The 13426-nt window shown below is 33.9% G+C and carries 10 protein-coding genes and 1 pseudogene; 5 read left to right on the plus strand and 6 right to left on the minus strand.

What is annotated here, in order from left to right; translation table 11 throughout:
• Window positions 1-307 precede the first annotated feature (307 nt).
• Entirely contained in the window at window positions 308-1165 is an 858-nt protein-coding gene (locus tag MHH42_RS15465) for an MBL fold metallo-hydrolase (protein ID WP_070173429.1), read from the plus strand.
• Window positions 1166-1790: 625 nt separating this feature from the next.
• Here the strand turns inward: MHH42_RS15465 and MHH42_RS15470 are convergent.
• A complete protein-coding gene (locus MHH42_RS15470; protein WP_000069658.1) occupies window positions 1791-2003 on the minus strand; it encodes an alpha/beta-type small acid-soluble spore protein in 213 nt (70 codons plus the stop codon).
• A gap of 274 nt (window positions 2004-2277) precedes the next feature.
• On the opposite strand from MHH42_RS15470, the gene MHH42_RS15475 reads away from it, so the two are divergent.
• Window positions 2278-2760: a YndM family protein gene (locus tag MHH42_RS15475; RefSeq protein ID WP_070173430.1), complete on the plus strand. Its 483-nt coding sequence runs from the start codon at window positions 2278-2280 to the stop codon at window positions 2758-2760.
• 33 nt (window positions 2761-2793) lie between these two features.
• On the opposite strand, the gene MHH42_RS15480 is transcribed toward MHH42_RS15475, so the two are convergent.
• Window positions 2794-3309 carry a DUF3231 family protein gene (locus MHH42_RS15480; RefSeq protein ID WP_000512128.1) on the minus strand — a complete coding sequence of 172 codons (516 nt, stop codon included), beginning with the start codon at window positions 3307-3309 and terminating at the stop codon, window positions 2794-2796.
• A 293-nt stretch (window positions 3310-3602) separates the two neighbouring features.
• Entirely contained in the window at window positions 3603-3815 is a 213-nt protein-coding gene (sasP, locus tag MHH42_RS15485; RefSeq protein WP_016108716.1) for a small acid-soluble spore protein, SasP family, read from the minus strand.
• Window positions 3816-4067: 252 nt separating this feature from the next.
• Here sasP and MHH42_RS15490 point away from each other — a divergent pair, with 252 nt between their 5' ends.
• From MHH42_RS15490 to MHH42_RS15500, 3 genes are all read left to right on the plus strand, one after another.
• A complete protein-coding gene (locus MHH42_RS15490) occupies window positions 4068-5201 on the plus strand; it encodes a zinc-dependent alcohol dehydrogenase (RefSeq protein WP_097838142.1) in 1134 nt (377 codons plus the stop codon).
• A gap of 375 nt (window positions 5202-5576) precedes the next feature.
• Window positions 5577-6431 carry a manganese catalase family protein gene (locus MHH42_RS15495; RefSeq protein ID WP_070173431.1) on the plus strand — a complete coding sequence of 285 codons (855 nt, stop codon included), beginning with the start codon at window positions 5577-5579 and terminating at the stop codon, window positions 6429-6431.
• A gap of 88 nt (window positions 6432-6519) precedes the next feature.
• Entirely contained in the window at window positions 6520-8193 is a 1674-nt protein-coding gene (locus tag MHH42_RS15500) for a ribonuclease J (RefSeq protein WP_070173432.1), read from the plus strand.
• A gap of 463 nt (window positions 8194-8656) precedes the next feature.
• On the opposite strand, the gene MHH42_RS15505 is transcribed toward MHH42_RS15500, so the two are convergent.
• The 3 genes and pseudogenes from MHH42_RS15505 to MHH42_RS15515 all read right to left on the minus strand — a co-directional run bounded on the left by MHH42_RS15505 (window position 8657) and on the right by MHH42_RS15515 (window position 13022).
• Window positions 8657-8998, minus strand: coding sequence for a YolD-like family protein (locus MHH42_RS15505; RefSeq protein ID WP_000786245.1), 342 nt, complete (start codon window positions 8996-8998; stop codon window positions 8657-8659).
• Window positions 8995-9924: pseudogene (locus MHH42_RS15510) on the minus strand (DinB/UmuC family translesion DNA polymerase); the annotation flags it as partial. The pseudogene MHH42_RS15510 and the gene MHH42_RS15505, both read right to left, overlap by 4 nt.
• An 815-nt stretch (window positions 9925-10739) precedes the next feature.
• Window positions 10740-13022, minus strand: a complete 2283-nt coding sequence (locus tag MHH42_RS15515; protein WP_340893551.1) for a type I restriction endonuclease — start codon at window positions 13020-13022, stop codon at window positions 10740-10742.
• Window positions 13023-13426: the final 404 nt, after the last annotated feature.

A 13426-nucleotide genomic window follows, 5' to 3' on the forward strand; every position in this document is an offset into this window, starting at 1 on the left:
TTCATAATTAGCCTCGGCGCATGCCAAAATTTTTCCTTCCGTTATAAAAATGCCGTTATCTTTTATTTTAGTGGAATTGATTATGGCTTTCCTCAAAAAATAGTAGCAACTGCGACTTTAAAATCAATAAACTTTTAGTTTTACTTTATATAAGGTGATATATATTTGTTAAAGTCTCTCCTCTTATTCTAAGACTAAAATAATTGACTTTTGTAACACTGAATCCCTTTTACCAAATCCCCACAAATGGATTTTCAAAATTAGGGAACTATAATGTGGTATTAAAATAACTTTAGGGGGATGACAAGTGGATAATGAAATGAATTATGGAAGTGATTACAAGTTTATTCCGGCAACTTCAATTGGAAGTGGTCATGGCATCGAGGTATTACCTGATTTATTTTGTTACACTATTCAAATCGTCAACATCTGCTTATTCGGAATTCCGCAAGCAAATGATTTTGTATTAGTAGATACTGGAATGCCTAAATCTGCAGATGAAATTATCTCTGTCGCTGAAGATCGCTTTGGTGCAAATAACCGCCCAAAAGCAATTATTTTAACTCATGGACATTTTGATCATGTTGGAGGAATAATTGAACTCGTCAAACATTGGGATGTTCCAGTCTATGCTCATCAAATGGAGATACCGTTCCTGACTGGGCAACAAAGCTACCCTGAACCAGATCCTACAGTTGAAGGTGGTATGATAGCGAAAATATCCCCTCTGTTCCCTAACGAACCAATCGATTTAGGGAATAACGTAAAAACACTACCTACTGATGGAACTGTTCCACATATGCCAGGGTTTAAATGGATTCATACACCAGGTCATACCCCTGGGCATATTTCGTTATTCCGCGAAAAAGACCGAATTTTAATTGCTGGCGATGCTTTTGTTACAGTGAAACAGGAATATCTATATAAGGTAATTACTCAGGAACAGGAAATAAGCGGTCCGCCTCGTTATTTAACAACAGACTGGAAAGCTGCTAAAGAATCCGTCATTAAATTAGAAGAATTAAAGCCTCTGGTCGCTGTTACTGGACATGGGCTACCGATGTCAGGTGAAGTGCTATCAACAAACCTCAAAACACTCGTTCAAGAATTTGATAAAATTGCTGTACCTGATTACGGAAAATATGTGGACCGAAAGATGTATTAAACAAAGAAATATTTTGTATACTTTTCACATTCAAGAACTAAAATGTAATAAAAAATCAAAATCTTGTTCTTTGAAAAATTGCAACCTATTTTTAGATGTTGACTCATCCTACCTTTGTGAATAAAACTCGATACTCTACAAATAATATCTGGAGTATAATCTGCTTCTTACCCAGGTTGTACTTCTTACCAGTAAAGAGCGGTCATTATAAATAACTGCTCTTTTTTAATTTTTTTACATAAAATTAGTTTCTTTATTCATACTATATTTAACCCATGAAATGGTTATACTCCTTAAATTCATGGATGTAACTTTCTCATTGCAGTTAGCTTTTGCTAACTGCTTTTTATTTATAATTCTTAAAACTTATACAACACTATATATCTTTAACCATGTACTAAAAATTCATTTTTTTAAATGAGCTTCTAGTTTCATAAAAGATTTAATCCTCTTCAGTTAAATATTTAAGGCATCAATAGCTAAAAGTAGTACCTATATAAATAAGATTTCAGATTTTCAAATTCTAATATTTTATAGTTGTAAATATTAAATATAAATTGAAAAAGAAATGTATGAAAAAGGAGAGGCCATATGCCTCTCCTCTATATCCATTCAACATATAAAATTAACGAGTGACCCCACCGCCAAGTTGTTGCTCAGCTAATGATACTAGGCGTTTTGTAATTTCACCACCGACAGATCCGTTTGCACGAGCTGTTGCATCTGCACCAAGTTGTACACCAAATTCTTGAGCAATTTCATATTTCATTTGATCAAGAGCTTGCTCAGCGCCACGTACTAATAATTGATTGTTGCTTCCACTATTATTGTTTGACATGTTATTTCACCCCCTTCTTTCTTTAATATGTTAAATTGCATGCCAAAATATATATCTAATTAACTGGTAATTATGACCACGCATTCGAAGGTATAATTCATGCACTTTTATCCAAAAATAGTAGTGTGTAGGAGACCGAAATGCAACATACGTGCCATGGGATATCATAAATATGCCTCCATCACAAAATGAAACGGGTTACGCTATATAAAAGCATAACCCGTTTTCAATGAAATATTTTATTCTATATACCTTTAAACAATGGAGGAAAATGATGAAACATATTGTTGCTTTATTAATTAAATATACAGCTATAACTGCAGTATTATTAATCATACTCGGTATTTTTCAAGACATTTCAATTCCTAGAATATTACTGATTTCTCTTCTTCTTACAGGAGCTGCCTATTTAATTGGAGATCTCTTTATTTTACCTAAATACGGAAATATGATTGCCACCATTGCAGATTTTGGCTTAACCTTCTTTGGAATTTGGTTGCTAACATCGTTGTTTACTGATTTAGATTCCACTCGTAACATTGGATTATCTTCATTTATAGCCGCTTTAATTATTGGCGGAATAGAAGTTTTTTTCCACATTTATATGCAGAAGTTAGTACTGCATAAAGACAATGAATTAAGAGAACATAATCCTATTCACCATGATAAATATGCTATGGAGATGTCAGATGAATATATAAATTCTTCCACAATAAATAAATCCAAACTTGAGGATAAATCTAATAAACAAAAATAAAAAGTGGCGTTGGCCACTTTTTATTTTTGTTTATTAAGCTTGATCAGAATTTCTTACATGTAATGGAGGTGGAACTACCCAGCCTTTTTTCTTACTTAAACGTAGCAACGTTACACCTGCCTGCGCTTTTTTCATATGGAATTGTCCGAATAGCATGCCTACATCTTCTCGAAGACATTTCCCCATTACTTGACTACATGTCACAAGGCCAGCTGCTAACCCTGTAGAAACAGCAGCTGCAATTTCAACATCATTAATACGTGCTCCCGGAGGAATGTCTTCAATAGATGCAACTGGTCGTTCTGGAGGAGCAGGCGGTAAAGCGACCCCATTAACTTTTAAAAGCGCCTTTAATTCTTCTATTTCCGAATTCATATCATTTTCAATTAGGCTTTCTAAAAACTTCTTCAAGTCTTCATCACCTGTATGATTCATAAATACTTGATGACTTGCAATGGCACCTTGTGCAGCAAGAAGATAGCTCCAAATGTCAAATACCTCTCCGTAATGTAAAGGCTCATTTTGAGGATTTCCACTTAATATACCCATTTTTAAATTCCTCCCTTTCGAAAATATCATAATGAATATTGATTTCAATATTGAAATCAAATTTTTAAGTATGCTTTTTCCTGCAAAAGATTTTCTACTATGCATGGAAAACACCTTTCCAACACTGCGTGTTTATTGTTTAGGAAAGTAGTTTACAAATAAAATACCCAAAGATTATGAAAAAAAATTATCGATAATCTTTGAGTGAGAATCCACTTACTATAAGGGTTTATTTTTTATAAATATACAAAAGAAATTGATTTAAAGATTTGCTATATTTTTCACTAATTCACTTAGCGGTTAGCTCTACCACCAAGTTGTTGTTCAGCCATTGCTACTAAACGTTTTGTAATTTCACCACCAACAGATCCATTTGAACGAGCTGTTGCATCTGCACCAAGTTGTACACCAAACTCTTGTGCAATTTCATATTTCATTTGATCAAGAGCTTGTTCAGCTCCTCGAACTAATAATTCATTACGACTTCCACTATTACTGTTTGCCATATTTTCACCTCCGATGTTTTTAATATGCTACGAACTATGAAATAATAGTTATCCTTTTTATGGAAAGTAGATTATGTATAAATGTTGATTTTCTTCTTAAAATAGGACAAAAGACTTAAGAAAGAAAAGCTGCTATAACGTACTTTCATAACAACACTAGGTATAGACCGCCGTTTAATAAAGATTTCTGTTTTGCCAAAGAATAAATATACAGTATGTTTTGAGAAATGATTCAAAAGGAGATATGAAATTATGAAAGCTGTGACCTATCAAGGACCAAACCAAGTACAGGTTAAACAAGTTGATGATGCAAAATTAGAAAAAAAAGATGATATTATTGTAAAAATTACTTCAACCGCTATTTGTGGTTCTGATTTACATTTATATCAAGGTAACATGCCTTTACCTCCAGGATACATTATCGGCCATGAACCAATGGGAATCGTTGAAGAGGTCGGGCCAGATGTCACTAAAGTGAAAAAAGGCGATCGTGTTGTGATTCCCTTTAACGTTGCTTGTGGACATTGTTTCTATTGCCAACATGAAATGGAGAGCCAATGTGACAACTCCAATCCTCATTATGATTCTGGTGGATACTTTGGTTATACAGAAAAATTTGGTAACCATCCTGGTGGACAAGCTGAATATTTAAAAGTTCCTTTTGGAAATTTCACTCCATTTGTTATACCAGAATCCTGCGAACTTGAAGATGAATCCCTACTGTTTTTATCAGATGTTTTACCAACAGCCTATTGGAGTGTAATAAATGCAGGTGTCAAGCGAGGTGATACTGTTATCGTCCTCGGTTGTGGACCTGTTGGATTAATGACACAAAAATTTGCTTGGATGCAAGGCGCTAAGCGCGTAATCGCAGTCGATTACTTAGATTACCGAATAAATTATGCAAAAAAGATTAACAATGTTGAGGTGTTTGAGTTTACAAAATTTCCTGATATGGGAGAACATTTAAAGGAAATTACACATGGTGGTGCCGATGTAGTCATTGATTGCGTAGGAATGGATGGAAAAAAATCACCTTTAGAGTTTTTGGAACAAAAATTAAAATTACAAGGTGGAACCCTCGGCCCTATTCAAATCGCTACGAAAGCAGTAAGAAAATATGGAACGGTTCAAATGACAGGCGTTTATGGTGGCAACTATAATGCATTTCCACTCGGTGCATTTTGGGTTAGAAATATTAATCTTAAAATGGGACAAGCACCTGTCATTCATTTTATGCCAGAACTATTTGAAAAAATAACAAATAATGAATTTGATCCAAAAGAGATTATTACACACAAAATTCCCCTTGAAGAAGCGAGCTACGGTTATCAAATTTTTAATAATCGTGAAGATGATTGTATAAAAGTCATTCTGAAGCCTTGAGGCTATATCCTTTTTAATTCATTATTATTAATGATAAAGATAAGATTCCATGTCTTATCTTTTTTTATTTTTCAAATATACATTTCAGTTTGACTTAACAAATCCACGTTCTCAGGGCTAGCCTAATAATTATCTTCTCTTTTATTAAATTCTAGTAGTTAACTTTGATTACAACATACTTTCCTTTATAACTTTCTTAATTAAATAAAAAATGCAAGTTCATAACTTCCCCCTTCCTCTCACACCTAAAATGATTATTTTAAATCTACGCATTTTGAGATAGCCCTCGTATGGAAAAAAAATGAATTACAGTATTTAATGACCATATCGCGGACATCATAACAATGTTGACTATCATAAAAAGAGGTGTACTTCATGTTTTATTATAAAGAAGAACTTATTAATATTATTAAGCCAGATAAACCAGATCCAGCTGCTGCAAAAGTTCTACAAGAAATATTAGGTGGGCATTATGGTGAAATGCGTACAATGATGCAATATTTCTTCCAAAGCTCAAACTTCAGAGGTAAAGAGAAGCAATATCGTGATTTACTTCGAGGTGTTTTTTTAGAAGAAATAAGCCATGTAGAACTTGTACAAAATACAATTAATCAACTATTAAATGGAGCTGGTGAACCTACACCAGGGAATGCTGGTATTGACAAAGCACCTCTTGATGAGGCAGTTAAGCACGCAAACCCACATCACTTTATTGTAGGTGCTCAAAGTTCATTGCCAGTGGATGCGGCTGGAAACCCATGGAATGGATCTTGGGTATACAGTCATGGAAATTTAATTAGTGATTTACTAGATAATGTAGTACTTGAATCAACAGGTGTACTTCAAAAGACTAGAATTTATGAAATGAGTTCAAATCAAACTTTTAGAGAGACACTTGCATTTTTAATTGTACGTGATAATGCACATCAAAACGCCTTTGCAAAAGCATTAGAGACATTGGGTGTTGAGTGGGGGAAACTTTTCCCTGTGCCGAACTATGATATTAATAAGTACCCAGAGTGCAGAAAGTATGTAGATATGGGATTTCATAATGCACAATTTAATTTTAGATTAGATCCAACAAGAATGGGAGAAATTTTCCAAGGTGAATCACCAAGTAGAAACAAAGGAACATTAACAGTAACTGACCCACCAAAAGGTTTTCCTGTACCAGAACTTCCTGAAATGCCAAATGAGCATAGTCCCGGATTAAAAGATATGGATCTATAAGATAATTATGACCAATTATTTATCAATGGTTGGTCATAACCCTTTACATAGCTTCAAGTAAACTTGTTTTAAAAAGGAGGATATTCATTTGAGTACAATAAATGAAAAACTATCTATTTTTGCTTTAGGTGGTGTTAATGAAATTGGTAAGAATATGTATGTCATACAATATTCAAATGACATTGTAATCATTGATTGTGGTTCTAAATTTCCTGATGAGAGTTTATTAGGAATAGATTTAATAATTCCTGACATTACATATTTGCAAAAAAATAAAGATAAAATTCGAGGCTTAATTGTTACACACGGACACGAAGATCACATTGGAGGTATTCCGTATTTTTTAAAGCAATTGAATGTGCCAATTTACGCAACAAAATTAACTTTAGGCTTAATCGGTATTAAATTAAAAGAACATAAACTTCAAGATTCGACACAATTAACTATTATTGACTCTGAGTCTTTAATTGAGTTTGGACAAATAAATTTATCCTTTTTCAAAACTAATCATAGTATTCCCGATTGCCTTGGGATTGCCTTTCATACACCAGAGGGTACAGTAGTCCATACAGGTGATTTTAAATTTGATTTAACTCCTGTAAACAATCAATATCCAGACATCCACAAAATGGCTAATATCGGAAGTAACGGTGTTTTAGCTCTCCTCTCAGAAAGTACAAATGCCGAACGTTCTGGATTTACTCCATCAGAGCGATTAGTAGGTGGAAAAATTGAAGAAGCATTTATCAAGGCTCATAGAAAAGTTATTATATCTACCTTTGCTTCTAATGTGAATCGTGTACAGCAAATAGTAGATGCCGCTTTGAAAACAAATAGAAAGCTTGCCCTCCTTGGAAGAAGCATGGTAAATGTAGTCTCTGTTGCCTTAGAACAAGGCTATTTGAATATACCTGAAGGAATGTTAATTGAAGCAAATGAAATTAACCAGCTAGAGCCCGAGAAAGTCGCTATACTTTGCACTGGTAGTCAAGGTGAACCTATGGCCGCTCTGGCCCGGTTGGCTAGTGGAAATTATCGACAAGTTGATATTTTACCGGGTGACACAGTCATTTTGTCTGCATCCCCTATACCAGGAAATGAACGTAATGTTTCACGTATTATAGATAACCTATTCCTATTAGGAGCAAATGTTATTTATGGATCTGGAAGTTCAACGGGAATGCATGTTTCTGGACATGCATATCAAGAGGAATTAAAATTGATGCTTACTTTAATGAAACCTAAATATTTCATTCCAATACACGGTGAATTTAGAATGCTACATCATCACCGTCAATTGGCCGAATCCGTTGGTGTCAAGAAAGATAATATTTATGTTATCGGCAATGGAGATGTTGTTGATATTAAAAATCAAACCGCCATGCAAACTAGGCGTATACCTGCCGGTAATATATATGTAGATGGATTAGGTATTGGAGATGTTGGGAACGCCTTATTGCGCGATCGTAAACAACTTTCTGAAGATGGCATGCTTGTAATAGTTATCACCTTAAGTAAAACGGAAGAAAAAATAATTTCTGGCCCAGACACAATTTCTCGTGGGTTTGTATATGTTCGCGATTCAGAAGATTTCTTAAAGAAAATTAATCAATTAGTTGTGGAAACTATCAACAAATTACAAAAAGCACATATTTACCAATGGAATGTTCTAAAAAGAGAAATAAGAGAAACACTTGGCCATTTTATATACTCACATACAAAAAGAAAGCCAATGATCCTTCCTATCATAATTGAAGTTTAAATTACTTATTTTCTTTAGTTATTAAGTATTGCCTTGATTATGTCTACTATTATTTAAAACGGCTGTTTCTAAATGAATATAGTACTACCTAACAGCTCGTATTCGTAATTTCAAGAAACCCTTTAACTTCTGGTAGTACTAATTCTATCGTTTAGAGAGTTCATCATTTTTCCACATTATCGTATCATCCTTAACGGTAATAAAGTGAAACTTTAATCAGTGGGGGTTTTGTTCATCCCCACTGATTATTAGCCTTCACCAATCGGGCGTTTACGGGCAGCCCGACCCCCACCTAACTTCTTTGCTTCCGCTGAATTTTGAGGTGGGGGTCTTACTGCCCGGCAAATAGCGGGATAAAAGCAGTAGGAAGTTAAGGATAAGCTATTTTAGTATAAGTGTAGTACTGTAACTGACCTTTCTATGCAGTAGGCTAAAAAATAATCCTACTGCATAGAAACATACTTTAATTAATCTCAATTACATCAACAAACTTAAAAGTACGCTTAGTACTAAAAGCATCAGTACACACAATCACCTCTCTTAATGGATTAATATCAACTACTGTTATGTAATTTTTATATAAGTAGCCACCTTTATAATATGTAAGTAAAATCTCTTCCTCACCTAAATAGGAACATAACAACTTATTTTCAAGCACTTCTTTTGCATCCTCTGTTAAGATCGGACGCGTGACTTTCGTTTTCGCATGTATCATTTCTTTAATAACTGCGAATTGCTCTGGCATACTAGCGAACGGTTGCCACTTTACCATCCCTCTTCCTTTTGGCATATTAGCATTCTTCACGATTTATGTCCTCCTAATAATGTGTTTCTATATCTTGATGTTGCGACGCTTGTGTAGGAAATCCCACGTAAAATACTGTTCTTACCAAACCGTGTTCGAATTTCATCCATAACTTTCGTTAATCGGATTTCTTTTTCCCTTTGTACAATGTTATCGAAAAGCGAAATTTGCTCTTCACCTTCATTAATAAGGTTTGTTAATGAGACACTTAACGATCTAATCGGTTCTCCTGTATAGCGCTCATATAAAAAATATGTACAAACATTGTAAATATCCATCGTTACATTTGTTGCCCGATTTAACGTATGCGCCTTTTTTATTCCCCCACCGTATTCCTTGCTATACCCAATTGAAAAATGAATTGTTTGTGCATATTTCTTTTCTCTTCTCAACCTATAACAAACTTCTTCTATATGCTCTAATAAAATAACTACGAACTCTCCTATCGAATAATCCCGTAATAATATTTGGCTTTTCGCTATAGATGTTGTCGCTGGAACGTATTTCTCTGCTATTCTGCTAAAATCAATCCCGTTACTATGTAAATGTAATTCTTCCCCTATTACACCGAAAGATTGCTTTAAATATTTCAAAGGATACTGAGCTAATTCTCCAATTGTATGTATACCTTTTCGATTCAATTTCATTTCAGTTTTGTACGATATACCCCAAAATTTACTGATTGGTCTAATACTCCATAACTTCTCGGGTATATTGTCATACGTCCAGTGTGCTATTCCATCTTTACTCTTTTTCGCTTCAATATCCATCGCTACTTTACTCAATAATAAATTAGGCCCTATACCAATCGTACTTTCAATCCGTGTACGTTCATATATTTCTCGCTTGAGCTTTAATGCGAATTCGAGCGGATTACTCGCAAACAAATGAATACTTGCAGTCATATCCATGAAAAACTCATCAATTCAGTTGTCAATATATTTCTAGTTCTAATACACTATTTGGATTCTAAGCTGAATTCCAACCTTAAAAATCTTTATACAACAATAAACACCAAATCAAATTACAAGATAATTTTTTAAAAATACTCAGAATATTATTCCGTATGTTTCAGATAGTATAATATTAACGACTCCAAATATAGTTATAATTAATCTAACTGAAGTTTTTTCAATCTTTATAAAAACAAATAAAAAATGAATAAGTAAAAAAACAATCAAAAATCCTGAAAATACTATCTGCAATCTACAAAAAATTGTTCAATAATATGAATCTGTAATTCCTGATAATTCTAACAAACATAAAAAGAAAATGACTTGAATAGAGGTTAAATTTATATTAATAAACCTTCTTCAAGCTTAACTATATTTTTTGGTGATTAATATAAAAAACACTACGCTATTTTTATAAATGGCATAGTGTTTTTATTACCTAAATATTAATTAATCTAAGGTTCCCTTATTAAACTAAGAAATCATTTATTAGAAATCACAGTGAATCCAATCAATCCCTTATTGTTCTAATTAATAATATAGTGGATGAAATAGATACCATTTCGAAGCGTTTTAAACAACTTTATTGTAAGTAAACATTCTATGAAATAGAAAGCGCGATTCCTAAAAAAGAGTCCCTCTTTAAGGGGGTTCATCCTTACCCAGGGTAATCACAGTTATAAAGACATATACAATCTGTTGTGCTTTTAATCTGCAAGTTTGTAAAGTATTTATATCCTGTTTTCAAATTCCAAATCCCCTTCTTTATTCAGTCTTTTCTTCACTATTCAGTACACTTCCTTTAGCATTCTCAGTACCTTTTTTATGATTTTTGCAGAGTTTTCGTCAGCTACATCAATCATGCTATTGGCTGCATTATGGAGACGATGACTGAGGAATGGATCTTTCTCTCGCACAGCATATTGACAGATTTTTAACATCTCACCAGGTATATCATAAAAACCGCGTTGCATAGCATATGTAATCGGCTCTATAATCCCTACCTCACCACATAGTACCTCCCCTTTTTTTCCATCCTTAGATCGAAGAGCATGAGTTTTATATCCCATTATATCTTCTGGAGTGGTAGCTGGTTCAAAACGCCTGAGGACATTCTGATATCCCCCAACAACTATTAAAATCTCACGATACACTTCCCAAGGATCTTCACTATCTTCCACCCTCATTAACTCTGTCACCAATTGTGAAAGTACTAGCCATGGAAATAGATTAGAAAACATCCTAATTTCCTCTGATGTATCCAACATTTGTCGAGGAATTGCAACTAGACCTGTTTGGTCAAAATACACGGCACCATTGAAATTTTCTAGTACTTTCTCAATTTTTGGTGGTTTATTAATTAGGTAAACTATGAGTTCATATAACGGAAAGTGCCTTTCACGAATAAGCCGTTCAAATACGTTGGCACCAATTAAGTCACCATAAGGAAGCCTTTCGCTTTGCTTTAGAACGTAATCAATAGCCTCTTTAAACTTCATTCCGCTTGCCTTGCTAATCAAAGCTTCTACTGCTGATGCTGCTAAAAGTTCTGGTACTTTCGGGACAATATACTGGTTTTGTTCTTTATCTGTAAACCAATCTATATGTCCCTGTTGAAGCAAACGATCTATACGAGTTTCGCCTAAGAGATTTTCTGCTTTGTCATAAAGAACATGACCGCGTCCATAAGATACCATTTCCCCTATGATAGGAGATGGTACATCTTGATTATCCTCTTCTATAAACGCCTTTACCAACTTTACCATATCACCAATGAACTTACGATCGCTACTGAATCCACTTAAAACCCAATTCAAGGCACGAAACGGCAAAAAACTCGGAATTAATAAGCGAGTTTCTATATTTAATTCTCGCGGAAAATTGGATATTATCATGCGAAGAAGCCGCGGAGTTCTTAACTCCCTACTATATTGCGCACCCTGGTGAAAATCTGCAGACCAATGCTTTTTTATGTATTCTTTAGCCATATCGAACTCCACATCACTTAAATTATTAACTTCCACCTTCAATGCCCTCTTCCCAAACAAGGTCTTCTTTTTTGGGCGCCCTGGGACATGAGTCATTAAGTGATAATTGCTGCTATCACAGGCAATCACAAGCGAACATGATCGAGTACAAGAACACAACTCAATAAGTTCATTAATTTCACGGATAAGATGATCATCGGAATAACAAACATCATCAATAATGATTACAATCTTCCCTGCTGGATGTGGATTATTAACAATGCCATGTTGCAACCAATAACGAACATCATCTATCGAATTGATAGAAAAAAAATGTTTGGTAAAGTGATTAGCCAAATACTGCAAGATACCGGATTGACAATTTTCTGCATTAATATAAATTGGGACAAATGAAACCCCCTTTAATTGACATAATTCGTATAAAACGTTAGTTTTTCCAACTAATGGTGCTCCAGTGACAGCAATCACAGGATTGTTACCACTAACTAAGTCAACAATCTGTTCAGTAGCTTCCCTAGGTAAATTAAAAGATTTGGCAATCGGTTGAGATAAGGTTTCTACAGATCCAAGATGATCTTGAAAACTAATCCGATTCAAATCCCCAATTACTTTCTCCCAAATTAACGGATCTTTCCCTAATAAAATACGAACAGCTTGATCTTTTTGTGATGCCGCAATTTCTAATGCTCGAACAAATAGTTTCTTTAATTCTTCAGCATCAGAGTTCAGGGTATTAAAAGGCTCTCCAGAAGTTGTTTCATAAAACCGAGTTTCCTTCCCGTTAGACACGATTACCAAGGGTGGCATCGGTGTGAGTAAACGTGCATAACTCACACCTTGATCCCTGTCTTCATCCCGCAATGAATGTCCAGGTCTTTTTAGCTCCAATACTGCTAAATTTTTTTCCTCTTGTTTAATTAGTATATCTAAACGAGGTTTCTTAACACTTGGTTTTACATCTATAACTTTATGCCCCAAATTCACAGAAAAAATTAACTGGTGCGTAAGCTCTAAATTCGCATAGCTAGGAAATATTTCTTTAATGGCCTTCTGGGCCCTTGCTTCAAAAGTAGCCTCATTCATTTTTCCTAAAGCCCTCCTATAAAAAAGTTGTTAATTTAAAACACTCTTTATAAAATAGTTTTTGAACTTCATTTTTGTGTAAAAAAGAAGTTCTTATCTCTTTTTTAGTTTTTCTTAATAATAAAATTTTTTACTTTTGATTTAGATATCAGTTGACCTGATGTACCTATATAGATACATCAGGTCAGCTTTATTTTAAATACACGTATAATTTACAGACAAGTATACTTATATTTTAACTTAATTACGCAAATATTAGGAGATAATAAAGTTTTTTAATACAATAAACTCCTTAAAAATACCAAACAATGCTTATATCACTAATGATCCAACTTAATTGAAAAAGGAACTATCACGAATTTCAAATAAATTATACAATCTTAATAGAGATTTTCATCCAATAG

It is taken from the genome of Bacillus sp. FSL L8-0099 (assembly GCF_038006385.1).
GTDB classification, from domain to species: domain Bacteria; phylum Bacillota; class Bacilli; order Bacillales; family Bacillaceae_G; genus Bacillus_A; species Bacillus_A toyonensis.